The sequence below is a fragment of the Roseobacter sp. EG26 genome (assembly GCF_049830555.1).
GTDB lineage: Bacteria > Pseudomonadota > Alphaproteobacteria > Rhodobacterales > Rhodobacteraceae > Roseobacter.
Genome location: NZ_JBNBLH010000005.1, coordinates 172,573 through 198,353 on the forward strand (window position 1 = coordinate 172,573; position 25,781 = coordinate 198,353).

Consider the following 25,781-nt stretch of genomic DNA (forward strand, 5'->3'; position numbering starts at 1 on the left):
CTCTGACTTAGGGCGTACTGGTTGGAAGACGGTACTTTCGGAACAGCGCCCCATCGAGTGTTACCTCACCCTCGAACTCTGCGCCCATGCGCGTCAGAGCACCCAACTTTGTGCGGGTGGGAGGAAGCAGGAACGTCACGGATGGTATGCGCATATCGCACCGCGCGAACTCCAGTGCCTGCGCGGTGATCTTCATCCCCAACCCAAAGGCCGACGGCTTCAGAACGAGTCCGAAGTCCCAGTCGTGACCCTCGCGCTGGAAGCCACCCCAGCCCACATAAGCGTCGTCCTCCAGGATTGCCCAGTGACCCAGCCCGTCTTGTGCCCACCTGGCTTCCTTCATCGCCACGAAATCGGCCGAGCGCTGCTTGTCCCAAGTGCCGTTGAGCAGAGGCATATGGGGGACAACTGCTGGGTCGGCCATATGTGCCGCAATATCCTCAACCGTGATCGTGGAGAGGCGCGCAAAGGTGATTTTTGTCATATGTTTGCTTGCGCCACGCCGTATGCCGCTCCTTGGGTCTCGGGATCTTCAATCGCATCGATCAGGAATTGCGCAAGGGCCAATCTGGAAACTGCAGTTCCGTGGGCGGGTAGAGTCTCTCTTTGAGCACGGTACGCAGACACCTGGACGTCATTGAGGAATCCTGCACGGGCCGAAGTCCATTCGAGGTCAGACCTGTTCAAGATATTCTCCATACGCCCGGCGCTGTGCACGACGTTCGGAACAACGATCCGAAGGATTCTTCCGAGCAGTGTTTGGTCTGGGAACAGCAACGCTGTCGAGATCACCAAAACCCGTTTGAGGCCTGTCGCGGAAGCCGCATCGACGATGGCGTCAGCGGAACGGTAATACACCGATGTTGCAGCTTTCGTAGGCAACCGACCCCCCAAGGCCGAAATCACAGCGGCATGGTCATGAAACACTGACGCGAGGAACGCGGGATCACAGGGATCACCGACCACGACTTGCAGTCTTGCATGTTGGAGGTCGGGTGCTCTGTCAGCAGAACGCACGACCGCTGTGACGTCCATATCCTTTGCAAGCGCAGCTTGCAGCACAAGCTTACCAGTCCGGCCGTTCGCGCCCAAAACAACTAGTTTCAAATTCTACTCCCTTCAATCGAAATATGCGTATGGGCCGCTCGAAGCTCCGTTAAGCGGAGAGTTAAATCTTGTTCCTGTTCAGATCCCTGACATAGGCCGAGAGGCGTGGTCCACGTTACTTCGGTGCGCCTTCGCTGGTTCCGCCAAGCTCGATAGCCAAGGAGTGAAGTCTTTGACCTCTTCGGCTGATTCGACGTTGAAGCCAACCATGTTTTCGTGGCACTGCGTAGCGGGATTTTCACCGAATGGGATCGCGGTGACAAAGGCAAAATCCGATCCAAGCCAATATGTCATTTTGTCAGCGGGCGAGACGCGCTCCACGCCTGAGTGCCCAAAGAGCTGGTCATAGAACTGGTCGTAACGGCCATGTCGTTGGTCCCGACGACGGAATAGTTCACCTGCATGGTGCGATGTCCTTTGAGATTGCGTTGCCTATCGTGCGCATCACTGACTGGTCAGTTTGAAAAACTCGATCAGCTGACCATTTGGGTCCGTGATCTTGAGCAGATGGATGCCCGGTTCTTCGATAATGTCTGGCACAGTCACACCGGCGGCGGTGGCGCGGGCTTGTAGGGTTTCCAGATCGGCAGATTGCAGGTAGGGGACCGCGCCCGAGCCGGCCTCGGATCCCGGTGCGTATTTGTCCCGCGACGCGATTGCGAACCAGCCACCAGCCACGTCGAAGGCCACGAAATCCGGCAGCCCGATTGCCGGGTCAATTTCGAACAGGGCGCGGTAGAAGGCCTCTGACCCCTCCATGTCGTCGGTCAGGACATAGGCGCCCATAGCCATGATCGGTGCGGGATCTGCAGACTTCGCTTGTTCGGCGCCGAGTGCAGTAGGTAGGACTGCGGCGAGTGTAAGAGTAACGAAACGTCTCATATCTTGATCTCCACTTTTTGGTGTCTTTCCTGTTTCTACCGCATCTATGCTGACAGCGTGTTGTCAGCATAATGTCAGTATGATCGGCTTCATTGAAAGGAGATCACATGCGGCGCGGCGACAGGCTATTTGAAGTCATTGAGATTCTGAGACGCGCGAACGGGCCGATCTCTGCCCAGGCGATTGGAACTGAACTGGGTGTGACCAAACGCACGGTATATCGTGATGTTGCTGCGCTGATCGGCCAAGGTGTGCCGATCAATGGAGAGGCCGGGGTCGGTTATGTGTTGGAACCTGGCTTTCACATGCCGCCGCTGATGTTGACCCCGGACGAGATCGAGGCAGTCACGCTCGGCGTACTTTGGGTACAGACCCGGGGCGAGCCCGAGCTGGCGCTGGCCGCTGAAAAACTGATCACCAAGTTGGAAACTGTAGCTCCGGACAAGTATCGCACCTCATTTCTTGAACCGGTCGTCAGTGTGGCACCTGTTGATCAGCCGGATGAAGTGTTGGGTGCGGCCGACATTCGGTTGGCTATTCGGCGCCGCAAAAAGATTGCTTTGACCTATGCAGATAACTCAGGCCAGAAGACCCGTCGGATGATCTGGCCAATATTTTTGGGATATCGGGACACAAGCCGCATTATCGCCGCTTGGTGCGAGTTGCGCGAGGGATTTCGTTACTTCCGTACCGAACGGATCATCGAGGCAGAAGTGCTGGAACGCGGCATTCCAAGGCGCATGGACCTGCTACGAACCGAGTGGCGCCGCGCAGCGGACGCGGAACGAAAGCGCTACGAAGAGGGGACATGAGACGAAAATTTGGAAAGTTGCCCAAGGACTGCATTCGGGAAGTTGCAGCGCAGCGTCGCGCAAACTAAGCAACAGCGGGTTTGGGCCGGCTGCTAAGAACTGTGTTGCTGGGCTAGGACGACGACCTGCGAGTTTGGTGCGATCCAAGCGGGGCCTGCATTTGGCCCGCAGCGCCGGAAAAACCGATCCCGACCGCAGACTTCTTGCCGTGGATTACCTAGGCATGGCCTCGCGGTTCAACAAACAGTGTACAGGAGAATTGTATAAGGTTGCCAGGCCGCCGGGCCTGGAAACTCATGGAAACCAAATAGGTCGCACTGGTCAAACTTCATCCGTCGGGAAATCGACATGGATGTGATTGCCGTCGCAATCCTCCAAATTGACCTGAACGATTGGCAAGCCCGGAACGCGCGCCACTTCAGTGGCGATACCATGCGTTTTCAGCCGCTCGACGAATTCAGAATAACCCGTCGCCGTAAAGGCGAAATGCTCCACTTTCGGCTCGACCGATGCGCATTCCTTGTCAACCTCAACCAGATGCACCATCGCGTGGTCACCCTTGTAAAGCCATGCGCCTCCAACGCCAAATTCCGGTCGGTGTCCGTTCCTCAGGCCAAGATATTTCTCGTACCACGCGATCATCTCGTCGAGCTTGCTGGTGCGGATATTGACGTGATCGAGCCGCCTTATCTCCATATCGGCACCTCCCTTCTTCGATGCAGGTTCTGCGCCTAGTAAAGCCCCAAACTGATTGGTCGACCTATGCTGAGCCTGTCGAGCGCCGACAGGATACCGTGCCGGTCGATTCCAAAGTGATGATACAGGTCAGCAACCGTGCCTGTCTGGCCGAAATGTTCCACGCCAAGGCTGATCGTCGGGTGCCCACGCACGCCACCAATCCAACTTAGCGTCGCTGGATGACCGTCGATCACGGTAACCAGCGTTGCCTCTCGCGGAACACGGGACAAAAGCGCCTCGATATGCGATTGCGCGACACTGTTCCCGGCTGCGCGCTGGCGCTGTGCCGACTGCCACCCGGCATTCAGACGGTCAGCCGACGTCACTGCAAGCACGCCCAAGTCGCGCCGGTCGACACCCACATGACCGGCGGCAGCGATTGCTTCCGTTGCGACAGTACCCTGATAAATCAACACGGCCTCGCAATTCGGCCCCGGCTCCTTTAACCAATACGCCCCATCCAGGATGCCCTGCGTCCGGTCGTCGCTCATCGGCAGCCGCATTTGCTCGACAGGTCGTGTAGAGAGCCTTAGATAGACCGATCCGCCTGTTTCGTCCCGAAGCCAGGTGCGCTCGTCCGGATCGCCTTCGCCGTCGCGCTGAAGATAATCGAATGCCCATTCCATAATCACCGCCAACTCGTCCGCAAAGGCCGGCTCGAAGGCTGCTAATCCATCTTGGCTCATCCCGATAAGAGGTGACGCGATGGATTGATGCGCACCGCCTTCAGATGCCAGGGAGACGCCTGATGGTGTGCCTACAATGATGAAACGCGCATCCTGATAGCATGCATAGTTGAGCGCATCGAGACCGCGGCTGACGAAGGGATCGTAAAGCGTACCGATTGGGATTAGCCTCTCGCCGAACAGGGAATGCGACAAGCCCGCTGCGCCGAGAAGCAGGAAGAGGTTCATCTCGGCAATCCCCAGTTCAAGGTGCTGTCCGTCGGGTGAGAACCGCCATTTCTGCGTGCTGGGCACACGCTCATCGCGGAAGGTGTCGGGGACATCCTTACGCGCGAACAGGCCACGCCTGTTCACCCATGGCCCGAGATTTGTGGAAACGGTCACATCAGGCGAGGTTGTGACAATCCGGGCTGCAAGGTCGCTGTCACCTTTTGCGAGCACGTCGAGAAGTCGACCGAACGCCGCCTGGGTCGACGTCGAGGCCTCAGTCGGTGCAGGCAGGGCTGGCGCTGGGACGCGCGCGGCGTGGCGACGGCGCGTACCTTCGGCGAAGAACGGGACTGTGCTAAGGAAGTTCCTGAGATCGGTCTCGTCAACGGTGAGGCCTTCGAAGAGATCCCATTCATGACCGCACCGAACACCCATACGTGTTTTGAACTCGTCCATCTGTACTTCGGTCATCAATCCGGCGTGATTGTCCTTGTGGCCAGCCAGAGGTGTGCCCCAGCCCTTCACGGTATAGGCGATGATGGCCACCGGTCGGTCGTGGTCGATGCCCTGAAAAGTGGATATGAGCGTCTCCATGCAATGGCCGCCAAGGTTCTCCATCAGAGTGGCAAGCGCATCGTCATCGTAGCTTTCGATCAGTGCGCGCGCGTCCGGGTCATCACCCAGATCGGAAAGCAGGCGTTTTCGCCAGGCTGCACCACCCTGGAAGATCAGCGCCGAGTAAACAGCGTTCGGGCAGGTATCAATCCAGTCGCGCAATTGGGCCCCGCCCGGGCGCGTGAACGCCGCACGCTGAAGCGCGCCGTACTTCAGAACCTCCACCTGCCAACCGAAGGCAAGGAAGATGTCGGTGATCCTGTTATACAACCCTTCACGGACCATCCCGTCGAGGCTTTGGCGATTGTAATCGATCACCCACCAGGTGTTTCGCAGACCGTGTTTCCACCCCTCCTGAAGGCATTCATAAATGTTGCCCTCGTCGAGTTCGGCGTCACCAACCAATGCAATCATCCGCCCTTCGTTACGCGGCGCACCCCACGGCTTGGCCTGGATATAATCCTGAATCATCGACGCGAATGCGGTGATGGCGACGCCAAGCCCAACCGAGCCGGTGGAGAAATCCACATCGTCCACGTCCTTTGTCCGGCTTGGATAGCTTTGGGCACCGCCGTAACCTCTGAAATTCTCGAGGTTCTCGCGGGTCTGGTTGCCCATCAAGTATTGAAGCGCGTGAAAGACTGGAGAAGCATGCGGCTTGACCGCGACCCGGTCTTCGGGCCGCAAGGCGGCAAAGTAGAGCGCTGTCATGATCGTCACCATCGACGCTGATGACGCTTGGTGGCCGCCAACCTTGATCTCATCCTTTTCGCGGATATGGTTGGCGTTGTGGATCATCCAGCAGGCGAACCATAGCAACCTTTTCTCGATGGCGCGCAGGATCTCTAGTTCAGTCATCGACATTTCCCAGTGACTTGAACCCCGCCGTCTGGAACCTGACGAGCGTTTCCAGGCTATCAGAAGGTTTGCGATGCGCGATTTTTGATTGCCCTAATCGGGCGGGTCGACCGGTATCGGCACAGAGCCCTAGCATTGCGGCGACCATAGCCGAGAACCCTTCGATCACATCCGCCTCGATCACATCCGGGAGGGCGCGGCTAAACTCTTTTAGGTACTCCCGCGCCGTTGCATCGTAGTGTCGCGCGATAATCTCTGTGCCCAGCGGAGAATTTGAAAGGCGCCCCATGAGAGCAGCATAGGTGCGCCATCCCCGGTCTCCTTCTCCCGCAGAGAGAACAAACGGGCTGATGTAGTCGCGCACCAGCGTTTCGATCGGGACAACGCCGCCGACTGCGGCGCGCCTGGCAGCGCTCAGCGCGTTCATCCTGAGTTCGGTCATGATTACCGAACGTCGGGAGATCACCGTGTCGAAGAGGATATCCTTCGGGCCGAAGTGATATCCGACCGCATGGAGCTGCACATCCGCTGCGGCGGCGACGTCCCTCAGGGTTGCGCCGTCATAGCCTTCATTTGCAAACAACCGTTCGGCGGCGTCCAAGATACGCTCGCGCGTTTGGTCCGAAGATTTTCCTTTCGGGCGACCAGGCTTCTTTCCTGTCTGTCGCTTCGGGGTCGGCGGCGTTGCCTCGAAAGCCGTCTCCAGGCTGATCTCGTTTCCCAATCCGTCGATGCTCTGCATCACGTGGCACCTTTCTTGTCGAACATCGTCGGTGAGAGCGCCAGTATCTCGGCAGCCTCTTCGGGCGTCGCGGCGCGGAGGCCTAATCTTTCGAGTATTTTTTTCACCTGCCGCACCTGCTCTGCATTCGACTTGGCCATGCGGCCCGGTCCCGACCAAAGCGAATCCTCCAGTCCGACGCGGACATGACCGCCCGACGCAGCGACCATGGCAGCGATGCGCATCTGATGTGCCCCTGCGCCAAGTGCCGACCAAACGAGGTCGGCCCCGAAGAGACGCTCCGCAGTGCGGCGCATATGGGTGATGTCATCGACATGAGTACCGATCCCGCCCATGAGGCCGAAGACGGTTTGCACGAAGAAGGGTGGTTCCACTGCACCGCTCTCGGCGAAATGTGCGAGATTGTAGAGGTGCGAGGTATCGTAGCACTCGAATTCGAACCGCGTGCCGTTCTCGCGGCATGTCTTCAGGATATGCGAGATGTCACTGTAACTGTTCCGGAAGACAAGGTCGTGGCTGTTCTCCAGATGCGCCCGTTCCCAGTCATTACGGAATTCAGTGTAGCGCTTCAGCATCGGGAAGAGTCCGAGGTTCATCGAACCCATGTTGAGAGAGGCAAGACGCGGTGCCAGATCACGTGCCGGCGCAACTCGCTCGGCTGCGGTCATATAGGGGCTGCCGCCGGTCGTGAGGTTCAACACGGCGTTTGTCGCTGCCGAGAGCGGCTTGACGATCCGCCGGAAGGCTTCCACGCTTTGATCCGGTTGACCCGTCTCCTCGTGCCTCCCGTGCAGGTGGAGGACCGCGGCTCCGGCCTCCGCCGCCTCTTTCGCAGAGGCCACGATGTCTGCAGCCGTCACTGGCAGATAGGGGGACATCGATGGCGTATGGATTGCACCGGTGACGGCGCAAGTTATGATAACTGGTCTCGGCTCAGCCATGGTGTCCTCGTCTAGTCCGCAGCGGTGGCCGCGGCGTCGGCGTTCCGGATCAGGCCCCGAAGCACAGGCGGTGTCACCGGCAATGCCGATATCTTAACGCCCTTTTCGCGCAGCGCATCCTCAATCGCGGTTGTCAGTGCAGAGGGCGCGCCTAAGCGTCCGCCTTCGCCGCCGCCCTTGATGCCATATTCGGTATAGGGGCTGGGGGTCTCGACATGTCCCAACTTCAGATTTTTTGGCATTTCATGTGCCGAGGGAAGGGCGAACTCAGCAAAGTTAGGATTGGTGAATTGGCCGTCCTCATCGTAGATGAAATGCTCGGTCAATGTGGTGCCAATACCGTTTGCAGTCCCGCCCCAAACCTGTCCGCCAAGCGTGCGCGGGTTCACGATCGTGCCGTTGTCATGTACCGCCGCGTAGTCGAGGATCTCGACTTTTCCTGTCTCGGGATCGACTTCAACCGCGGTCATGTGACAGATATGCCCGACGATGGGATAGAAAATCCCCAGATGCTCACGGTCGGGATGCGGCTCTGCCGAGATGGGATGGTCGTAGACCGCCGTGGTCTCAAGCCCGCTGTCAAACGCCTCCTCGTCTGGAAAGCTGAGGCGGAAGAAACTCGACATCAGTGCGATTTCGGCAAAGCTCTTTGCCTGATCTTCCAGGCCGTCCTTCACCGCGACCATTCCACCGCGCAACTCAACGTCTTCCGGTCGCCGTTGCAGCATATGCGCGCCAAACCGCTTCATTTTTTCCTCCAGCCGGATCGAGGCTGTGACACAGGCACCGGTTACCATTGCGGTGAACCGGCTGCCTTGCGGGCCGACACCGTTGAAACCTGTCTGACTGTCGGCGTAATTGAACACGATATCCTCTGGCGCGACGGTCAGCCGCTCGGCCAGGACTTGGGTCACCACCGTTTCGGGGCTGGTGCCCACCATGCAGGAATTGAGCGTCACAAAGAGTTTGCCTGATGGATCGAACCGCGCCGATATCCCCTCGGGTGTCGAGGTCAGAGTAAAGCCCGGCTCTTCCTTTTTATTTAGGAACCACCACTCGGTAGGACCATAGACACTGCGTTCCATGCAGGTTGCCACACCGACCCCGACGCAGCGTCCGTCCGCACGCGCGGCGGCAGCTTTCCTTTTCCAACCTTCGAGGTCGAACAGGGTTTTGGCCTGTGCCAACACTTCCTGAAAGTTCCCGCTGTCATAGATGTTGCCGGTCGTGATCATATAAGGGAACTCGTCCGGCTGAATCATGTTCTGCTCGCGCAGGTCTACCGGGTCACGGTCCAGTTCCTCCGCCGCCGCGTCCGCCATGCGTTCCATTACCCAATTGGTGACCTCGGATCCGAACCCTCGATAGGGACCTTGCTGGCATTTGTTGGTCAGCACGGCGATCACGCGCATCGCGAAACTCTCGATCCGGTAAGGTCCGGTGACCTGCGCCATGGCGTTCCCGTGTGTACCGACCCCAAACTGAAGATAAGCGCCATAGTCATCTAGCACCGTGAACCGCATCGACTTGAACGTGCCGTCGTTCATGACAGCAAGTTCGCAATCATAGAGTCGATCCGACCCGTGGCTATCGGAATTGGTGAAATGCTCGAGCCTGTCTTCGATGTATTTCACCGGCACTCCGGACAGACGCGCAAGTCCGGCGGTCAGGATGATGATCTTGTGGATGAACACCTTGGACCCAAAGCTGCCACCGGTGAGAACCGGGATCAGCCGCAACTCACCCGGGGACACCCGAAGGCTGCCGCCGATGACAAAAGGGATAAAGTTGTAGAAGTTCGTGTTGGCGTGGATAGTGTAGCCGCCCTTGAAAGCGTCGTATTCCGCCACCACACCGCAGGTCTCGATGGCTTGCGCTGATGAGCGGTTCCAGCGCAAGCGCCGCTTGATGACCTTGTCGGCACCGGCAAAATCATCCTCGACCGAACCGAAACTGAAGCTTTCGTCCAGCGCGCGATTGCTCTCGCGATCATCGGGATGCAGCACCGCAGCTCCCGTGGCCTCCAGCGAGGCCTCGATGTCGACATTCGCGGTGAGTATTTCGTATTCGACCTCGACCAGAGCGGCGGCGTCTTCCGCAATATAGCGGTCCTCGGCCACGACGGCCGCAACAACCTCGCCCACATGACGCGTCTTGTCCATGCACATGGCATGCTGAGTGATGGGAGGGGAGGCGAAGCTCGGACAGGGATCGACGACAGTCGCCAAGTCGGCGCCGGTATAGACACCAATGACACCGGGAAGATTCTTGGCCTTGGATGTGTCGATCGAGACAATGCGCGCATGGGCGTGCGGACTGCTCACCATCGCCGCATGAGCCATGCCTGGGACGACCACGTCGTCGACGTAACCGCCCTTGCCGACCAATATACGAGGGTCTTCCACGCGTTTCATACTCTGACCAATCCAGGTCATGCCCGCGCGGGGCTTTTCACGCTGACGGCTCGGCGGAATGACGTTGCTTTTCAGATGTGAACTCATGGTTTTCCTCCCTTGCCGACGATCATGCATTCTGCGAGGCGCCACTCGCCTGCGTCACACGCAGCTTCTTTGCCGCAGTACGGATCGCGTCTATGATGTATTCGTAACCTGTGCAGCGACACAGATTTCCTGATATCGCCTCCCGGATTTCCTCATCCGTCGGGTCATTATTCTCGGACAGCAACTCGTGTGCAGCTGCCAACATGCCTGGCGTGCAGAACCCGCATTGCAACCCGTGCTCTTCCCAGAACGCATGCTGTATCGGGTGCAGTTCTTCCGCTTTGCTCAGGCCTTCAACAGTAGTGAGCGACGCGCCGTCGGCCTGCACCGCAAACATCAAGCAGGCGCGCACAGCCTTGCCATCCATGAGGATGGTACAAGCCCCGCAAACGCCATGTTCACAGCCAACATGCGTGCCCGGGAGCGCAAGATCCTGGCGGACGAAATCACTTAGAAGTTTTCGTGGCGGAACATTTGCCGAGTGCTTTCTTCCGTTGACCTCAAGTTCGATTGCCGTCGTGTTCATTTGTTTCCCTCCCAATTAGCTTGCGCGCGCGGTCGCCGCAGACAGCACACGAGGCAAAAGCGCGCGTACGAGATCACGCTTATAGTCGGCACTGACCGTAGCCGATCCGAACGGTGCCAGCGCGTCTGCGGCCTTGGTCGCGGCATTCTCGAAGATATCCGATGAGGGGGCCTGTCCGGCCAGCGCCACCTCGAGGCCGGGAAGGCGGAGCGCGGTTTCCGCGGCCCCGGATACCGCGATGCGAACATCGTCAAGCCGGCCATTTTCGACGCGCAGCAAGCAGACGACGGCGGCCCAGGCAAAGTCGCCCTTGCGCATACTGACTTCCTCAAAGCCCCATCCGGTGCCTGCCGTGGGTTTGGGAATGCGAAGCTCCACAAGCATCTCGTCTTCTTCGCACACGGTGTCATAGGTCCCGACGAAGAACTCTTTGGCGGGAACTTCTCTTGACGATCCGTTCCGTGCCAGGATCAGCGTTGCTTCCAGCACCTGAATAATCGCCGGCATTTCCGATGCCGGGTCAGCGTGACAGAGGTTGCCACACAGTGTCCCGCGATTGCGTACCGCTTTGTGCGCGATCCATTCATACGCATGTGAAATGAGCGGCATGTGTTCTGCAATGAGCTCAGAAGCATGAATAGCATCGTGTCGCGCTAGGGCACCGATCGTGATCTGATCGCCGTCCTCACGAATGTAATCAAGCTCAGACAGGCGGTTGATGTCGATCAGATGCTCAGGTTGAGCCAGCCGATAATTCATCATCGGCACGAGGCTCTGCCCGCCAGCAATAATGCTCGCATCTGTGTGAGTGCCTAGCAACGAAAGCGCACTCTGCAAATCCTCGGGCCTGTGATAGTCAAAGGGTGCTGGTTTCATAATTTCCTCCCTGTAGTCTCAACCCGCGAAACGCGGCTCGGGCACGCCCTTTATGCCAAGTCCGCAAATGCGAAAAAGCCCGCCCGCAGCAAATTGCGGTTTGGTCTCATCAGCGAAATTGTCATGCGTTGCCGGATGGCTAACGCGCGCCATCGATGTGATGTAAATTTCGTCAAGCTCCGGCCCGCCAAACATGACCGATGTTATGTTTTTCACTGGCATCGAGATCTTCCGGTCGACGGTTCCGTCAGGCGCGTAGCGGATAAGATCGCCAGAGATGACTTGGGCGTTCCAAAGATATCCCTCCGCATCTATGGTCGACCCGTCGGCGAAGCCTGCGTCATGGGCCGTCGAGGCAAACACGCGCCGGTTCGAAACCGCTCCAGTGTCGAGGTCGTAGTCGTAGGCCCAGATTTCGTTCTTGAACGTGTCTGCCAAGTAAAAAACCGTGTCATCCGGGCTCCAGCATGGGCCGTTCGAGCAGATGATCCCATTGTCGACTTTCGTCAGGCTCAAATCTGGGTCGAGCCGCCACAAGCTGCAGATCCCAAGTTCTTCTTTGTCATCCATGCCGCCTGCAAAGAAACGGCCGCGGCGGTCGCATTTCCCGTCGTTGAGGCGTGCCCGTGTCGGATCGTCGTCGACTTTCGCGATGAGATTGGCCTGACCGGTCTCAAAGTCGAATGTATAGAAGCCATCGGATAGTGCGAGCACTGCCCCGCCGGAAGTACGCAGCGCCATCGCGCCAACGTCGGCATCCAGTGGCCAGCTTTTGACATCGCCCGTCGCGGGTTCCAGCCGCCAAATCGCGTCCTTGCCAACCCGTCGGCCGGTGCTGTCCACCCAGTAGAGGCACTGGTCTTCAACGTCCCAGATCGGCCCTTCGCCGAGATGATTATCGACAGTCAGGAGGCATTCAATGGTGAATTCAGGCGTCATTCTGGTCCTCGATTCGCGAAGCCACACGACAGTTCTACTATTTATTTATACAAATGTATAATAAATTTTAAAGACTACGGATCTAAGTCGATCTTTAAGTCGACCCGCTCCGTTCGCGATCTCTGCTTCGACGACTGCGCCGGGAACGGCACGGTGTTTATGTGATTGCTGGGCCCGAAGCAGAAAGCGAGAAACAAGCGCCACATACGCACAACAGCAAGGGAACTCCTGAGACAGCGGAGATCTTTGCCCGTTGCTGCGATATCCAACGCCTCAAACGCTCCAAAAATTCGCCTATCTGCAACGTTGGTCAGGCTTCAATTCTTACCTGCGCTTTCGTAAATGATTGCCGTGTCTGAATCTCAGCTTTCGGGAAGCTGCATTGCAGCATAGCATTAGAGGCAAATGACCGGTATGGGCCGCTATCGAAGGCGGTCCGGACACGTGTGTGTGTCACAGCAGGTGTGGGATGGCTTGCAAGAGACTGTCTGTTCAATGTGCTTGGGCAATTAGAAGGACGACGGCGTGCATGCGCTGATGACCTTGCAGGGTACATCGGCAGCGTTCTTGAAGTAGTGCGGAAGCAAGCTAGTGAAGTAGTAGGCGTCGCCCGGCCCGAGGACGCGGGTTTGACCATCCACTGTTACTTCCAGCCAACCTTCGACAACTACGGCGCATTCCTCACCTTCATGGGACAGAGGCGTTCGCCCGGAGTCCGCGCCAACTGCGTATTCTTCAATCAGCATTTGCAGCTTACGGTCGCGGCGCTCCCCAGCGACGAGCAGGTACGACACGCCGTGTGATCCAAGATTCCGCATGCTGCCTTTTGGGAAGTAGAAGGTCTCCTCGTCTGTGAGCTCAAAACTGAAAAAGAAGCCAAGGCTGACGTCGACGCCGGTCAGGATTTTCTTCAGCAGGGCAACGGAGGGTTGAGTTGCGCCACTTTCAATCTGCGAGATCGTCCCACTGCCGACGTTTGCGAGGCTCGCCATCTTACGTTGGCTAAGCCCCTTTGAAGTTCGAATCAAGCGTAGCCGTTTCGCCACATCCAGATCAACGCTGCTTTTGTCCGTCATGCGCTTTCCTGCTTTCGATCGAAAGCACTTTGACGCAAAGCGGGACGAATTTCAATGACTTGCATATTCCTAAGAAACTGGCTCCCCAAGAAACGCGCTTCCTGCAAGATTATGGAAAATAACACCTATTTTGGGTTTGGGAAAACGATCATGCTCGACAAGCAAAACCATATGGCTTCCTTCTGGATGCCCTTCACGGCAAACCGTGATTTCGTTTCAGAGCCACGTATGATCAGCTCGGCCGAGGGAATGTATTACACCAGTACGGACGGCCGCAAAGTCATGGACGGCACAGCCGGGTTATGGTGCGTGAATGCCGGTCACCGCGATCCCTTGATTGTCGAGGCCGTACAGAAACAGGTGCACGAACTCGACTATGCGCCGAATTTCCAGTTCTCCCACCCTCCGGCGTTCGAGCTGGCCAACAAGTTGGTCTCTCTGATGCCGGAGGGCATGAGCCACGCGTTCTTCACCAATTCCGGTTCTGAATCCGTCGATACAGCGCTCAAGATTGCGCTGCACCATCACCGGATGCGTGGCGATGGTGCGCGCACCCGGTTGATTGGTCGAGAGCGCGGGTACCACGGAACAGGTTTCGGTGGCATCTCTGTCGGTGGCATCGTCAAGAACCGGATGTATTTCGGGTCTTTGCTGACCGGTGTTGATCATCTTCGTCACACGCATGATCTGGAAAGAAACCAGTTCTCGCGCGGGTGCCCGGCGCATGGTGCCGAACTGGCTGACGATCTTGAGCGCATCGTCGCCTTGCATGATGCATCGACAATCGCTGCTGTCATCGTGGAACCAATGGCCGGTTCAACAGGGGTTCTGTTGCCGCCCAAAGGGTACCTGAAACGGCTGCGCGAGATCTGCGACAAATATGGTATTCTGCTGATTTTCGACGAGGTCATCACGGCCTTTGGCCGCCTTGGTGCTGCCACTGCCTCCGACTATTTCGGCGTCACACCAGATATCATCACAACGGCCAAAGGGCTTACGAATGGTGTGATCCCGATGGGTGCTGTGATTGTTCGCGACGAGATCTACAACGCGGCAATGGAAAACGCCGACGGCCCGATTGAGCTGTTCCACGGCTATACGTATTCAGCAAATCCAGTAGCCTGTGCTGCGGCTCTGGCAACGCTCAAGAGCTATGAAGAGAACGATCTTTTCCGACGCGCCGCGCTGTTGTCCCAGCCGTGGGAAGATCATTTGCACGCGCTGAAAGATCTTCCGAATGTCATAGACATCCGTAACCTCGGTCTTGTCGGCGCGATTGAGCTTGCCCCGCGTGACGGTGCGCCGGGTGCGCGCGCATTCGAGGCGATGAAACGTGCCTGGGATGCAGGGCTTATGATCCGCGTAACAGGCGACATCATCGCGCTGTCACCTCCGTTGATCATCACGGAGCCCGAAATTACTGAAATGTTCCATATACTTGAGCAAATTCTGAGTGAATTGCCATGATCTTTATCCGCTAACTTAAAGGACCGACATCATGAAAGATGCGACCCCGATCGAATTGATCGGTCACTATATCTGTGGCCAAATCACACGCCCGGAAGGCGAAAGAACACAGCCCGTATTTGACCCCGCGCGGGGAGAACAGACGGGTGAGGTTGCACTCGCGACCGCCGAAACAGTTGCGGAAGCAGTCGCTGCAGCAAAAGCGGCTTTTCCCCGTTGGTCCAACACCCCGCCGATCCGCCGGGCCCGGATCATGAATAACTTTCTTGGCCTCGTGCGAGCGCGCAAGGATGAATTGGCGTTGGCCATCACGCACGAGCACGGGAAAGTTTTTACTGACGCGCAAGGTGAAGTCGAGCGCGGCATCGACATTATCGAATTCGCCTGCGGCATCCCGCAACTTCTGAAGGGCGACTATACCGAGCAGGTCTCGACAGGCATGGACAACTGGACCACGCGCCAGGCGCTTGGCGTTGTTGCAGGCATCACGCCCTTCAACTTTCCGGTGATGGTGCCGATGTGGATGTTCCCGGTCGCAATCGCTGCGGGCAATACCTTTATCCTCAAGCCGTCCCCAACCGATCCGTCGGCCTCAATCCTCTATGCAAAGCTGATGAAAGAAGCCGGTTTCCCGGACGGTGTCTTTAACGTCGTGCAAGGCGATAAAGTTGCTGTTGACGCATTGTTGGAACACGAGGACGTCAAAGCCGTGTCGTTCGTGGGCTCCACTCCGATCGCCAACTACATCTACGAAACCGGCGCGCACCACGGCAAGCGGGTACAAGCACTTGGCGGGGCCAAGAACCACATGCTGGTTATGCCGGATGCGGATATGGAGAAGGCCGCCGATGCATTGATCGGTGCTGCCTATGGGTCCGCAGGAGAACGCTGCATGGCGATTTCCGTGGCGCTCCTAGTGGGCGATGCAGCAGACAAGCTGATGCCTGTTTTGAAAGAGCGCGCCGAAACCCTGAAGATCAAAAACGGTGTCGAGCTTGATGCCGAAATGGGGCCGATTGTGACAGCGGCAGCGCGTGACCGGATCGTCGGTTACATCGATGCGGGTGTCGAAGAGGGCGCTGACCTTCTCGTCGATGGTCGCGGGCACACAGTGGCTGGCCACGAACAGGGCTTCTTTCTGGGCGGGACGCTTTTCGACAACGTCACACCGGACATGAAAATCTACAAAGAAGAAATCTTTGGCCCGGTTCTGTCCTGTGTGCGTGTCGCCAGCTTCGCTGAAGGTCTGCAACTGATCAACGACCATGAATTCGGCAACGGCGTGTCACTCTTTACGCGCGACGGCAATGTGGCGCGTGAGTTTGGCAAGCAGGTTCAGGTCGGCATGGTTGGGGTGAACGTGCCCATCCCGGTACCCATGGCCTGGCACGGTTTTGGCGGCTGGAAAAAAAGCCTCTTCGGCGACATGCACGCCTACGGCGAAGAAGGTGTGCGTTTCTACACCAAACAAAAATCCATCATGCAGCGCTGGCCGGAAAGCATCTCTGAAGGTGCCGAATTTGTCATGCCGACAGCGAAGTAACTGTTCATCAAAGGAAAATAAGATGTTCATTGGTGTCCCCAAAGAAATAAAAAACCACGAATACCGCGTGGGTCTGACCCCCGAAAGCGTGGCCGAGCTGATTGCCAATGGTCACAACGTGATTGTTGAAACCTATGCCGGCGCTGGCATCGGCGCAGATGACGATGCCTACATCGCCGCTGGTGCCGAAATTGCCGAAACGGCAGACGAGATTTTCGCAAATGCGGAAATGATCGTGAAGGTGAAGGAACCGCAGGCCGTTGAACGCGCAATGTTGCGCGAAGGCCAGATCCTCTACACCTACCTGCATCTGGCACCAGATCCCGAGCAGACAAAGGATCTGATCAACTCCGGTGCGGTTTGCATAGCCTATGAAACCGTGACGGATCGCAATGGCGGGTTGCCGCTGCTCAAACCGATGAGCCAGGTAGCAGGCCGTATGTCGGTTCAGGCCGGTGCGGCCGCGCTGGAAAAAGCGCATGGCGGTCGCGGGGTTCTGCTGGGCGGTGTGCCGGGCGTCAAACCAGGCAAGGTTGTCATCATCGGCGGGGGCGTCGTTGGCTTCAACGCAGCTCAGATGGCCGTGGGCTTGCATGCCGATGTCACCATTCTGGACCGGAACCCCGAAGCTCTGGAAAAGCTGGAGAACCACTTCGAAGCTTCGGCCAAGGTTGTCTATTCAACCAAGGCAGCATTGGAAGATGAGGTGTGCAATGCCGATCTTGTGGTCGGTGCCGTCCTGATCCCCGGTGCGGCTGCGCCCAAGCTTGTGACGCGTGAACTGATCAGCAAAATGCAACCCGGCGCCGTTGTGGTTGATGTGGCAATCGATCAGGGAGGATGTTTTGAAACCTCCAAGGCGACGACACACGCAGAGCCTACCTACGTTGTGGATGACGTGGTTCATTACTGCGTGGCCAACATGCCGGGCGCTGTAGCCCGCACATCAACCTACGCGCTTAACAACGTCACGCTGCCCCATGCGTTGGCCATCGCTAACAACGGTTGGAAAAAAGCGCTCTCAGACAATCGTCACCTCATGAATGGCCTGAACGTGGCCTTTGGACAGGTGACCTACAAGGCTGTGGCCGATGATCTCGGGTACGAGTTCAAGGCTCCGGAAGATTTGCTGAATTAAAGCAAATTGACGCCCGCCACCGCATATCGCGGGGCGGGCGTTACTCGTCAACAAGGAGGAAAAACCTAATGAGTATCAACACAATCACCAAAAGTCTGGTGTACGGCGCCCTTGGTGCACTGATGTCAACAGCAGCAATCGCCGATGACATGAAACTGCGGTTTGCGGGCGTGTTCCCGATCGACCACCAAGGCACCAAAATGATGGAGCAAGTCGCAGCGGATGTGGCTGCGGCAAATGTCGGGCTGACGGTCGAAATATTCCCGGCCAACCAGCTTGGATCTGGTGAAGCGCTGTTTGAAGATGTTGCCCGTGGCAATATCGATCTGGCAGCCGCGTTCATCTACGCAGACACCGATCCGCGCCTTGAGTTCCTGTCGATGCCGTTCCTGCTGAGCGGTTGGGATGACATGGAAAACACGCTGCTCAACATGGGGTCTGAGTTCAACACCGTCCTACAAGAGATCACCGATGAATACGGTGTCCGCGTGATGGCCCAGAACCCCGAAGGGTTCATTGGTATCGTAGCCTCTCAGGAGCCTGACAACTGGAACAATTTTGGCGACAAGGGCATGAACATTCGCGTCTGGTCGTCCAGCGTTGTGAAGTCCATGGTCGAAAACCTCGGGTATCAGGCCACAACCATGGCCTGGGGCGACATCTTTCCCGCCCTTCAGTCGGGCATCGTTGATGGCGCAATCTGCTGCACCAAGACTGCGACTTATTCGATCTTTGCGCAGTCTGATGTCGGCACGCATTTCGTCGAGTACAACTCGATCTCTGAGCTGACGACCTATTATGCGTCACAACGAACGCTCGATAAGCTGAACGACGAGCAGCGCGACGCGTTGCAAGCCGCGATGGCAAAGGCGTCGGAAGATTTCTTCGCCTACAACCGGGAAAACGACGAAGCCTTTGGCCAGAAGCTGGTCGAGAAAGGCTACACCATCCTGCGCCTGTCTGACGAAGAGCAGGCGGCAATGGCTGCACACGTCCAGGAGACGGTCTGGCCCGCGATGGCAAAAAGTGTCGGCCAGGACGTTATCGATCGCCTGCTGGCAGCAAAGCAATAACGACCCGAGGCGAGGGCCGGCCAATGAGCCGGCCCTTTCCATTTTTCGCATACCAGGGAGGGAAAAATGTCTCATTCAGAAGGCGAGCAGACGCTGGCCATCGAAAGTGAAAATCATCAAACACAAAGGAAGATCACGGATGAGTTGCCGCCGCTTATTGGGTACCCGTTGAAAGGTGTGGCGTTCGTCATGCGCCAGATCGTGATGTTTTGCGGTTTCCTGATGGCATTCACATTCGGCGCCGTCGTGGTCATCCGATACGGGTTTGGAGGCGACCTCTTTGCCTACGAGGAATGGCTGCTGGGGCTGAGTATCGTCGGTTTTTTTGCAGGTGCTGTGCTGGCTTCCGCGCGAAATCTGCACATCAATGCCGATATCCTGGGGATCGTCATTCAGGATCCTCGCCTGATCTGGTGGCGTGGATTCGTTGTCTTGCTGGTCGAACTGATCGTAATCCTATTTCTCGTTTACGCCTGTTACGTCTCACTTTTGGACGACTTTTCATTCCCAAGACTTAGGGCAACCCCGGTGCTGCGCATTCCCTTTGTGTCCTGGCGCATAGCGATCATGTGTGCCTTCGGTTTCATGGCAATCTTCACAGCTGCCTATCTATACGTTCACATCCGCAAAGGACTCGGGCTGCCGCTGCGCTCTGAGATGGCCAAAGGAGCCTCAAAATGATTATCGCGGGAAGTCTCACAATCGTCTGCCTGATGCTGTTGCTCGGGGTCAGCGTATATATCGCCTTTGGTGCAGTACTGATCTTCATCGCGATGGTGGGTGACCAGTCTATCACCGGCTATCTGCCGACAGGCTCCACCGGCATTCGTACCTTGGTCCTTTTGGCCATTCCGCTCTTCATGATTGCTGGCGCGATCATGGAAAAGGGCAAGATTGCCGCGCCACTTGTGTCATTAGCCGAAATGTTTATCGGTCACATCAAGGGCGGTTTGAGTGCTGCAGGCGTCCTGGCATGCGGGGTGTTCGGTTCGATTTCCGGCAGTGCGAATGCGACGCTGACCTGCATTGGCGGCATCATGATGCCGCATCTCAAGAAGGCCAACTATCCGGGCGGGCAGTCGGCGGCCCTAATCGTGGCAGCCAGCCCTCTTGGTCTGCTGATTCCACCGAGTTCATCGCACATTCTGTATGGATGGGTTGCGCAGCAACACGTTCTGAAGTGCTTCTTGTCCACAGTCATCCCCGCGATCATCCTGATTTCGCTACTGATTGTGGTGAACCAGTTCCTCCTGCGGAAATACGACAACATCAACCTGACCGAACGTCCCAAGCCGTTTTTGCCGACATTCGGCGTCCAGGCGCGCTTGGCCGGACCAGCGCTCATGATGCCTCTGATCATCTTGGGGGGGATCTATGGGGGGATCATGACACCAACCGAAGCGGCGGGCATTGCTGTGGTCTATTCCATCCCGATTGCGATCTACTTCTACCGTGGTCTGACGTGGAAAACCCTGGCCCAAACGATCCAGGGCTCTGGTGTGACGATTGGCGTGGTTATGGTCATGATTTTTATGGTCCTGATCGTTTCGGACAATCTCATCTCGCAAGGTGCGCCGCAACTGGCCAAGGATCTGGTGTACTCTGTTTCGGAAAATCCGATCGTAATCCTGCTGATGGTCAATGTCGTCATGATCCTGATCGGGATGCTGATGGATGATATCTCTGGTCTGCTCTTGGCAACGCCGATCCTGCTGCCTATCGCGCAAAGCACCGGGATGGATCCGATCCACTTTGCCGCCGTGATTGGTGTCAACCTTGGCATGGCGAACATCACACCACCAACCGCCCCGCTACTTTATCTGGGGGCTCAGGTCTGTGACGAACCGGTCTCAAGCATGCTTTGGCCAACCTTGATCTTCATTGTCTTTGCTTGGCTTCCGACACTGATGTTGACGACTTTCATCCCGGAACTGGCACTGTTCCTACCAGAACTGTTCCTCGGCTGATCGCGTCAGCCAGACCCAAGAAATCGGGTCGCCAACAAAGTGCACCCCAAGCAAGACTTGGGGTGCATCCACACAGCTTCCGGGCAACGTCTGAGCGCAATCACATCCGGAAACACGAACCTGCAAACAAGAACCAAGACCCAAAACGGGAGTCTGAAATGTACAACAAAATCTTAGTGGCCTTGTCCTTGGAACACGGCATAAGCGAAAAAGCACTCGCAGCGGCACGCGCGTTGATCTCCGAGGGTGGGACGATCATCGCGGCACATATTCACGAACCACCGAATAAGCAGATCATGTATTACATGGAACAGGGGGTCGCTGAAAAGTCGTTTCAGAAAGCCAAAGAACGACTCGCCGAACGGCTGCGGGGCGAATCCGATATTTCCCCTGTAATTCTAGAAAGCCAATCGGCAGGTCGCGCCATCACGGAGTTCGCGAATACCCACGGGATCGATTGTATCGTACTTGCGTCGCACAAACCGGGAATGAAGGAGTTCTTTTTGGGTTCGACCGCGGCACTTGTTGTGCGCCATGCCCATTGTACGGTTCACGTACTTAGATCCTAGAAACGGATCAGCCTTTACATGAACTCAAATGAGCGAAAGCTGCGGGCCTGACTGCTTCAATCATAACCGGAGCAAAGGCACGCTTTGCGGTGCGGGTCGAAGGCCGCCTTGCCAGCGAACAGTCCTGCGATTGTGTGGCGCGTGAAGCTAATCATGTCAGATTATTTCAGCAGCGAAAGCGGTACACATGTCAATTTGATCTAGGCGATCCTGCCCCGCCGTAACAAAGCAAACCACTTAGCTGCAGAAGCTTCTACGTTATTTAGACAGTTGCACGGGCCGGAAAATCGGTGATGCGGCGAATGACTGGTTTGGGGAATCGCTGCACTGCAACGTTTCTGCGCCAGTTGGACGGCAGCATTGGGCCGCGAGAGACAGTTTTTTGTAGACGGCCGTTCGACTATAGCTGCGCTGTTGCACGCGCGGATTTGTCGGCACTATCGTTCAGGATCGCGTTAATGAATAGCGAGAACAACTCGCCTTGCGAGCCGATCCGCAGCTTCACGTAGATGTTGCGCCGGTGAATTCGGACGGTTCCGGGCGAGATTCCGAGTTCGTTGCCCGTAGCCTCGGCGGAGTGGCCCCTGAGCGTCATTTCGACGACTTCCCTTTCGCGCGGGGTCAGCACGCCCTGTCCGATTGAGTGAAAGGCTTGTTCGATGCGTTCTTCACGCGTCTGCTGCTCACCGTCCTCGTCGTCACGCGCGAAGCCGCGCCAATGCGCTTCGGATGTTGCACGGATGATCGGCCAGATGCGCTTCAACGCCCTGATTTCGGCATTTGAGAACCGCTTTTTCTTGCGCATGAGCGAGATTACGACGTTCAGGCTGCGGTCGGCATAGACAAGAAAGCCGATCTCTTCGGCAAGTCCGGTTTGGCCATAATAGCTACGATAGTATTCGCCTTGATAAAAACGATCCGGCGCTATCTCCCGCAATCGCCAAAGGCCTTCTTCGGTGTCGTCGATGGTCGCCAGAAAGAAGGGATCGAGCAGATAAGGGCCTTCCAGATATTCGGTGACATGCAGCCGGTGCCGCTCTGGCGGGAAATCGTCGTAAAGGGCCAGAGGTTTCGATGACCCGACATACCCGAAGATCACCGTGTAGTCATAGGGTGCGATCGCCTGAAGCGCCTCGGCCAGAGCGCCGGGGAACCGCGGGGTCTTCAGTGTTTCGACAAGGCATGCCGCGTGTTCGACCCACTCCATCTGCGGCAACCCATTTCATCCGATATATGCATTCTCATCTATAACAATTGGCATATTTACACAACAGCGGCATTCGTCCGACGATTGGTCAGGCCGACATATGGCCCATGGGTGGATGTTTGACCTCAGATGCAGCAGATATGAAATATGACCGGGGGGTGCTGAACGACGCATCCGCGGCCGTTGCCGAGCTGCGGCACGTCTCAAAACGCTTTGGGGATGTCGAGGCCGCGCGCGATCTGAACCTGAGTGTGGCATCCGGTGAGTTCCTGTCGTTCCTCGGCCCGTCCGGATGCGGCAAGACGACCGCGCTGCGCATGCTGGCCGGGTTCGAGACGCCGAGCGAAGGCGAGGTTCTGATCGACGGCCAGGTGGTGAACACGCTCGAACCCTTCCGTCGCCCTGTAAACATGGTTTTTCAGAGCTATGCTTTGTTTCCGCATCTCAGCGTTTTCGACAATGTGGCCTATGGATTGCGCCAGCGACGGCCCAGGCTTTCGCGCGCCGAGATCGCGGAAAAGGTCTCGCGGACACTGGAGGTCGTTCGACTGGGAGATTTCGGCGCGCGGCGCATCTGGGAGATGTCGGGCGGTCAGCAACAACGCGTGGCCCTGGCGCGCGCGATCGTCAATGAGCCGAAACTTCTGCTGCTGGACGAACCGCTGGCAGCGCTCGACCGCAAGCTCAGAAAAGCCATGCAGATTGAGTTGCAGGACCTTCAGCGCCAGCTCGGCATCACCTTCATTCTGGTCACGCACGACCAGGAAGAAGCGCTGTCCCTGTCGGATCGTATCTGCGTAATGCGCGACGGGCGTATCGTGCAGATCGGAACGCCCAGAGAGCTCTATGATGCACCGGCGTCGCGCTATGTCGCTGATTTCGTGGGCTCTTCGAATTTTCTGGAAGGTCGCATCGGGCGCATCACAGGCACACGCGCGGACTTCACCGGCGTTTCGGGGCACAGTTTCTCCGGTCAGGCTGGCCCCGGCATCGAAGAGGGTGCGACGGGCACGTTCAGCCTGCGGCCCGAACAGATCAACATCTCGCGGCACCAGCTTGATTGCGGCCATGCGGTCACGGTCCAGAACCGGATATTTCTGGGAGAACACACCGAATACGTGGTGCGACATGACGAGATCGGCACCTTTATTGTCCTCGCCTCCCGGCGGGCCGAGGACCGTGAACCGCCACTGGATGCCGGCACACAGGCTTACATCGCCTGGAACCCAGACGCCGCCCTGATCCTAAGGGCGGATTGACCATGACACCTGCCAACGGGAGAACGACATGACAAACGACACAATTTCCAAAAAGAAATTCATGGAAGAACTGCGCCGCTATGAGAAAGGCTCAGTCACGCGCAGGCACTTCCTCGGTGTAACCGGTCTGGGAGCCGCGACAGCGGTCATGGGTGCGGCGATGCCGGGGCTGCGGCCCCGTCCGGCATTTGCCCAGGGTATCGGTGACCGCGCGATCCTCGCGACCTGGCCAAACTATCACGATCAGGCAAATTTTGACGCCTTCACAGACAAAACCGGTGCTGCGGTGCAGGTCAATGTCTTTGGCTCGAACGAGGAAATGCTGGCCAAGCTGCAGGCCGGCGGGTCTGGCTGGGACGTGTATGTGCCCACGAACTACACGATCACGACCTATGTCGAGGAGGACCTGATCGAACCGCTCGACCTGTCCAAACTGCCAAACTACGATCCGGCGGCCTTTGACGCGCGTTTTTCGGATGCGGGCATCGTCGACGGTGTCGTTTATGCGGTGCCCAAGAACTGGGGCACCACCGGTATGGCGATCAACACATCGCACAACGGTGGCAAGGCGTTCGACAGCTGGAAGCAGTTCTTTGACCGCACGATGGACGATTATTCGGGCCGGACGATGGTGCATGACTATCAGCTCACCACCATCGGTGCCGCGCTGAACTATAACGGCTATTCGTTCAATTCGGTCGACGAGGCAGAGCTGGCAGATGCAGAGAAACTGCTGATCGACGTCAAACCGCATCTCTTTGCGATCACGTCAGATTATCAGCCGGCCATGCGCTCAGGCGATGCCTGGTTGACGATCTGCTGGACCGGCGATGGCAAGCAGCTCAACACCGATATCCCTGAGATTGCCTTTGCGCTGGGAAAAGAAGGCGGCGAGCTGTGGAGCGACTATTATGCCATCCCAAAAGGTGCGCCGCATAAAGAAGCCGCCTATGCGCTGATCAATTTCATGCTCGATCCGGACGTGAACGCGCGCGAGGTTCTGGCGCATGGCTATCCTGTGGCCGACAGCCGCACCAATGCGCTGCTGCCCGAAGAGATCCTGAACGATCCGATCCTCTATCCGGCGGCCGAAAAGCTCGATGCGCTCGAATTCGGGGCGGCGGCAACGCTGACCGATCCGAACCGCGCCGAACTTCTCGCGCGCTTCAAATCGGCCTGAGGCGGGCGGACGGGAATGACACAGCGCGCGCGGAACTGGTTGCTGATCGCCCCCTCGAGTGCGCTGCTTCTCGTGATGCTCGTGCTGCCGCTCTCGTTCGTTTTCGTTTTCAGCTTTGGGGAGCGGGGGCCGTCGGGCGGCTATGTCCCCGCTTTTACACTGGAGCAATATGCGAACCTTCCGGCGCGGTGGACGGCGTTCAAAAACACGCTGATCCTCGCACCGCTTGGCACACTCGCCGCCCTGCTGATCGCCTATCCGCTGGCCTATCAGCTGGCGGTCAGGACCGACCCTAAATGGAAAACCTTGCTGCTGGTTCTGGTCATCGTGCCCTTCTGGACCTCAATCCTGATCCGCAGCTACGCCTGGATTTACATCCTCGGCGGACAAGGACTGCCTGCGCTGCTGGGAAGCATCGGCATTGAAAACGTCCGGCTGATCTACACCCCCTTTGCCGTCACCATCGGCATTATCTACGGCTACCTGCCGCTGATGGTCTTTCCGATCTATGTCGCACTCGACCGTCTGGACATGCGACTGCTCGAGGCATCCAGCGACCTTGGCGCCCGCCCCATGACGACCTTCTTCCGGGTTACGCTGCCGCTTTCGGTGCCGGGCGTCGCGACCGGCTGCATGCTCGTCTTTATCCTGCTGATGGGCGAATTTCTGATCCCCGCGCTGCTTGGCGGGGGCAAAGTTTTCTTTGTCGGGAATGCGCTCGTGGACCTGTTCCTGCAGTCGCGCAACTGGGCATATGGCTCGGCGGTTGCTTTCACGCTGATCGTCGTCATGCTGATCACCGTCACAATTTACATGCGCCTCATCGCGCGGCTTCAGACCGGCCGCGAAGATGTCGCGGTGATGTGAGG

24 protein-coding genes are annotated in these 25,781 nt (G+C 57.4%); 11 read left to right on the forward strand and 13 right to left on the reverse strand.

The window, feature by feature from the left end; all coding sequences use genetic code 11:
- Positions 1-7 precede the first annotated feature (7 nt).
- The 3 genes from ACOTTU_RS13030 to ACOTTU_RS13040 form a co-directional block, all read right to left on the reverse strand.
- Positions 8-484, reverse strand: a complete 477-nt coding sequence (locus tag ACOTTU_RS13030; protein ID WP_425658595.1) for a GNAT family N-acetyltransferase — start codon at positions 482-484, stop codon at positions 8-10.
- Complete coding sequence (locus ACOTTU_RS13035) at positions 481-1,107, reverse strand: NAD(P)-dependent oxidoreductase (RefSeq protein ID WP_425658597.1); 627 nt, start codon at positions 1,105-1,107, stop codon at positions 481-483. The genes ACOTTU_RS13030 and ACOTTU_RS13035 overlap by 4 nt, the downstream gene beginning before the upstream one ends.
- A gap of 444 nt (positions 1,108-1,551) precedes the next feature.
- The gene (locus ACOTTU_RS13040; RefSeq protein WP_425658598.1) at positions 1,552-1,989 is read right to left on the reverse strand and encodes a VOC family protein; all 438 of its coding nucleotides are present in this window, start codon (positions 1,987-1,989) and stop codon (positions 1,552-1,554) included.
- A 107-nt stretch (positions 1,990-2,096) separates the two neighbouring features.
- Here ACOTTU_RS13040 and ACOTTU_RS13045 point away from each other — a divergent pair, with 107 nt between their 5' ends.
- Positions 2,097-2,801, forward strand: a complete 705-nt coding sequence (locus ACOTTU_RS13045; RefSeq protein WP_425658600.1) for a helix-turn-helix transcriptional regulator — start codon at positions 2,097-2,099, stop codon at positions 2,799-2,801.
- Between the two features lie 321 nt (positions 2,802-3,122).
- Here the strand turns inward: ACOTTU_RS13045 and ACOTTU_RS13050 are convergent, their stop codons facing one another.
- From ACOTTU_RS13050 to ACOTTU_RS13090, 9 genes are all read right to left on the reverse strand, one after another.
- Entirely contained in the window at positions 3,123-3,497 is a 375-nt protein-coding gene (locus tag ACOTTU_RS13050) for a VOC family protein (RefSeq protein WP_425658601.1), read from the reverse strand.
- 35 nt (positions 3,498-3,532) lie between these two features.
- Positions 3,533-5,908, reverse strand: a complete 2,376-nt coding sequence (locus tag ACOTTU_RS13055) for a transketolase (protein ID WP_425658603.1) — start codon at positions 5,906-5,908, stop codon at positions 3,533-3,535.
- A complete protein-coding gene (locus tag ACOTTU_RS13060) occupies positions 5,901-6,650 on the reverse strand; it encodes a TetR/AcrR family transcriptional regulator (RefSeq protein WP_425658604.1) in 750 nt (249 codons plus the stop codon). Before ACOTTU_RS13060 ends, ACOTTU_RS13055 begins: the two co-directional genes overlap by 8 nt.
- On the reverse strand, positions 6,650-7,591 hold the full coding sequence (locus ACOTTU_RS13065; RefSeq protein WP_425658606.1) for a 3-keto-5-aminohexanoate cleavage protein: 942 nt from the start codon (positions 7,589-7,591) through the stop codon (positions 6,650-6,652). The genes ACOTTU_RS13060 and ACOTTU_RS13065 overlap by 1 nt, the downstream gene beginning before the upstream one ends.
- Positions 7,592-7,602: 11 nt before the next feature.
- Entirely contained in the window at positions 7,603-10,092 is a 2,490-nt protein-coding gene (locus ACOTTU_RS13070; protein WP_425658608.1) for a xanthine dehydrogenase family protein molybdopterin-binding subunit, read from the reverse strand.
- A 22-nt stretch (positions 10,093-10,114) separates the two neighbouring features.
- On the reverse strand, positions 10,115-10,618 hold the full coding sequence (locus tag ACOTTU_RS13075) for a (2Fe-2S)-binding protein (RefSeq protein ID WP_425658610.1): 504 nt from the start codon (positions 10,616-10,618) through the stop codon (positions 10,115-10,117).
- Positions 10,619-10,633: 15 nt separating this feature from the next.
- Positions 10,634-11,494 carry an FAD binding domain-containing protein gene (locus ACOTTU_RS13080; RefSeq protein WP_425658612.1) on the reverse strand — a complete coding sequence of 287 codons (861 nt, stop codon included), beginning with the start codon at positions 11,492-11,494 and terminating at the stop codon, positions 10,634-10,636.
- A gap of 18 nt (positions 11,495-11,512) precedes the next feature.
- Positions 11,513-12,433, reverse strand: a complete 921-nt coding sequence (locus ACOTTU_RS13085) for an SMP-30/gluconolactonase/LRE family protein (RefSeq protein WP_425658613.1) — start codon at positions 12,431-12,433, stop codon at positions 11,513-11,515.
- A 509-nt stretch (positions 12,434-12,942) separates the two neighbouring features.
- Positions 12,943-13,509 carry a cupin domain-containing protein gene (locus ACOTTU_RS13090; RefSeq protein ID WP_425658615.1) on the reverse strand — a complete coding sequence of 189 codons (567 nt, stop codon included), beginning with the start codon at positions 13,507-13,509 and terminating at the stop codon, positions 12,943-12,945.
- Positions 13,510-13,620: 111 nt separating this feature from the next.
- Here ACOTTU_RS13090 and ACOTTU_RS13095 point away from each other — a divergent pair, with 111 nt between their 5' ends.
- The 7 genes from ACOTTU_RS13095 to ACOTTU_RS13125 all read left to right on the forward strand — a co-directional run bounded on the left by ACOTTU_RS13095 (position 13,621) and on the right by ACOTTU_RS13125 (position 21,266).
- Positions 13,621-14,976: an aspartate aminotransferase family protein gene (locus tag ACOTTU_RS13095; RefSeq protein WP_425658617.1), complete on the forward strand. Its 1,356-nt coding sequence runs from the start codon at positions 13,621-13,623 to the stop codon at positions 14,974-14,976.
- Positions 14,977-15,007: 31 nt separating this feature from the next.
- Positions 15,008-16,519 carry a CoA-acylating methylmalonate-semialdehyde dehydrogenase gene (locus ACOTTU_RS13100; RefSeq protein ID WP_425658619.1) on the forward strand — a complete coding sequence of 504 codons (1,512 nt, stop codon included), beginning with the start codon at positions 15,008-15,010 and terminating at the stop codon, positions 16,517-16,519.
- Between the two features lie 22 nt (positions 16,520-16,541).
- The gene (ald, locus tag ACOTTU_RS13105) at positions 16,542-17,657 is read left to right on the forward strand and encodes an alanine dehydrogenase (protein WP_425658621.1); all 1,116 of its coding nucleotides are present in this window, start codon (positions 16,542-16,544) and stop codon (positions 17,655-17,657) included.
- Between the two features lie 68 nt (positions 17,658-17,725).
- Positions 17,726-18,730 (forward strand): TRAP transporter substrate-binding protein DctP, encoded by a 1,005-nt coding sequence (gene dctP, locus ACOTTU_RS13110; protein WP_425658623.1) that lies wholly within the window; start codon positions 17,726-17,728, stop codon positions 18,728-18,730.
- Between the two features lie 66 nt (positions 18,731-18,796).
- A complete protein-coding gene (locus ACOTTU_RS13115) occupies positions 18,797-19,411 on the forward strand; it encodes a TRAP transporter small permease (protein WP_425658625.1) in 615 nt (204 codons plus the stop codon).
- A complete protein-coding gene (locus ACOTTU_RS13120; RefSeq protein ID WP_425658627.1) occupies positions 19,408-20,697 on the forward strand; it encodes a TRAP transporter large permease in 1,290 nt (429 codons plus the stop codon). The genes ACOTTU_RS13115 and ACOTTU_RS13120 overlap by 4 nt, the downstream gene beginning before the upstream one ends.
- Before the next feature lie 158 nt (positions 20,698-20,855).
- Complete coding sequence (locus tag ACOTTU_RS13125; protein WP_425658629.1) at positions 20,856-21,266, forward strand: universal stress protein; 411 nt, start codon at positions 20,856-20,858, stop codon at positions 21,264-21,266.
- 400 nt (positions 21,267-21,666) lie between these two features.
- Here ACOTTU_RS13125 and ACOTTU_RS13130 read toward each other — a convergent pair whose 3' ends face one another.
- Positions 21,667-22,473 (reverse strand): LuxR C-terminal-related transcriptional regulator, encoded by an 807-nt coding sequence (locus ACOTTU_RS13130; RefSeq protein WP_425658631.1) that lies wholly within the window; start codon positions 22,471-22,473, stop codon positions 21,667-21,669.
- 119 nt (positions 22,474-22,592) lie between these two features.
- Between ACOTTU_RS13130 and ACOTTU_RS13135 the strand changes: the two genes are divergently transcribed.
- The 3 genes from ACOTTU_RS13135 to ACOTTU_RS13145 are packed head-to-tail and all read left to right on the forward strand — an operon-like array spanning position 22,593 to position 25,779.
- Positions 22,593-23,732: an ABC transporter ATP-binding protein gene (locus ACOTTU_RS13135; protein ID WP_425658632.1), complete on the forward strand. Its 1,140-nt coding sequence runs from the start codon at positions 22,593-22,595 to the stop codon at positions 23,730-23,732.
- A gap of 28 nt (positions 23,733-23,760) precedes the next feature.
- Positions 23,761-24,912: an ABC transporter substrate-binding protein gene (locus tag ACOTTU_RS13140; RefSeq protein WP_425658633.1), complete on the forward strand. Its 1,152-nt coding sequence runs from the start codon at positions 23,761-23,763 to the stop codon at positions 24,910-24,912.
- A gap of 15 nt (positions 24,913-24,927) precedes the next feature.
- On the forward strand, positions 24,928-25,779 hold the full coding sequence (locus ACOTTU_RS13145) for an ABC transporter permease (RefSeq protein WP_425658635.1): 852 nt from the start codon (positions 24,928-24,930) through the stop codon (positions 25,777-25,779).
- The last annotated feature ends 2 nt before the right edge of the window (positions 25,780-25,781 follow it).

What these genes read in the sequence shown, in the direction of transcription:
- ACOTTU_RS13040 (WP_425658598.1), bottom strand. Translation starts at nt 1,989, where the DNA reads ATGAGACGTTTCGTTACTCTTACACTCGCCGCAGTCCTACCTACTGCA.
- ACOTTU_RS13055 (WP_425658603.1), bottom strand. Translation starts at nt 5,908, where the DNA reads ATGACTGAACTAGAGATCCTGCGCGCCATCGAGAAAAGGTTGCTATGG.
- ACOTTU_RS13050 (WP_425658601.1), bottom strand. Translation starts at nt 3,497, where the DNA reads ATGGAGATAAGGCGGCTCGATCACGTCAATATCCGCACCAGCAAGCTC.
- ACOTTU_RS13130 (WP_425658631.1), bottom strand. Translation starts at nt 22,473, where the DNA reads ATGGAGTGGGTCGAACACGCGGCATGCCTTGTCGAAACACTGAAGACC.
- dctP (WP_425658623.1), top strand. Translation starts at nt 17,726, where the DNA reads ATGAGTATCAACACAATCACCAAAAGTCTGGTGTACGGCGCCCTTGGT.
- ACOTTU_RS13070 (WP_425658608.1), bottom strand. Translation starts at nt 10,092, where the DNA reads ATGAGTTCACATCTGAAAAGCAACGTCATTCCGCCGAGCCGTCAGCGT.
- ACOTTU_RS13060 (WP_425658604.1), bottom strand. Translation starts at nt 6,650, where the DNA reads ATGCAGAGCATCGACGGATTGGGAAACGAGATCAGCCTGGAGACGGCT.
- ACOTTU_RS13045 (WP_425658600.1), top strand. Translation starts at nt 2,097, where the DNA reads ATGCGGCGCGGCGACAGGCTATTTGAAGTCATTGAGATTCTGAGACGC.
- ACOTTU_RS13090 (WP_425658615.1), bottom strand. Translation starts at nt 13,509, where the DNA reads ATGACGGACAAAAGCAGCGTTGATCTGGATGTGGCGAAACGGCTACGC.
- ACOTTU_RS13030 (WP_425658595.1), bottom strand. Translation starts at nt 484, where the DNA reads ATGACAAAAATCACCTTTGCGCGCCTCTCCACGATCACGGTTGAGGAT.
- ACOTTU_RS13100 (WP_425658619.1), top strand. Translation starts at nt 15,008, where the DNA reads ATGAAAGATGCGACCCCGATCGAATTGATCGGTCACTATATCTGTGGC.
- ACOTTU_RS13075 (WP_425658610.1), bottom strand. Translation starts at nt 10,618, where the DNA reads ATGAACACGACGGCAATCGAACTTGAGGTCAACGGAAGAAAGCACTCG.
- ACOTTU_RS13085 (WP_425658613.1), bottom strand. Translation starts at nt 12,433, where the DNA reads ATGACGCCTGAATTCACCATTGAATGCCTCCTGACTGTCGATAATCAT.
- ald (WP_425658621.1), top strand. Translation starts at nt 16,542, where the DNA reads ATGTTCATTGGTGTCCCCAAAGAAATAAAAAACCACGAATACCGCGTG.
- ACOTTU_RS13115 (WP_425658625.1), top strand. Translation starts at nt 18,797, where the DNA reads ATGTCTCATTCAGAAGGCGAGCAGACGCTGGCCATCGAAAGTGAAAAT.
- ACOTTU_RS13080 (WP_425658612.1), bottom strand. Translation starts at nt 11,494, where the DNA reads ATGAAACCAGCACCCTTTGACTATCACAGGCCCGAGGATTTGCAGAGT.
- ACOTTU_RS13145 (WP_425658635.1), top strand. Translation starts at nt 24,928, where the DNA reads ATGACACAGCGCGCGCGGAACTGGTTGCTGATCGCCCCCTCGAGTGCG.
- ACOTTU_RS13120 (WP_425658627.1), top strand. Translation starts at nt 19,408, where the DNA reads ATGATTATCGCGGGAAGTCTCACAATCGTCTGCCTGATGCTGTTGCTC.
- ACOTTU_RS13065 (WP_425658606.1), bottom strand. Translation starts at nt 7,591, where the DNA reads ATGGCTGAGCCGAGACCAGTTATCATAACTTGCGCCGTCACCGGTGCA.
- ACOTTU_RS13140 (WP_425658633.1), top strand. Translation starts at nt 23,761, where the DNA reads ATGACAAACGACACAATTTCCAAAAAGAAATTCATGGAAGAACTGCGC.
- ACOTTU_RS13095 (WP_425658617.1), top strand. Translation starts at nt 13,621, where the DNA reads ATGGAAAATAACACCTATTTTGGGTTTGGGAAAACGATCATGCTCGAC.
- ACOTTU_RS13125 (WP_425658629.1), top strand. Translation starts at nt 20,856, where the DNA reads ATGTACAACAAAATCTTAGTGGCCTTGTCCTTGGAACACGGCATAAGC.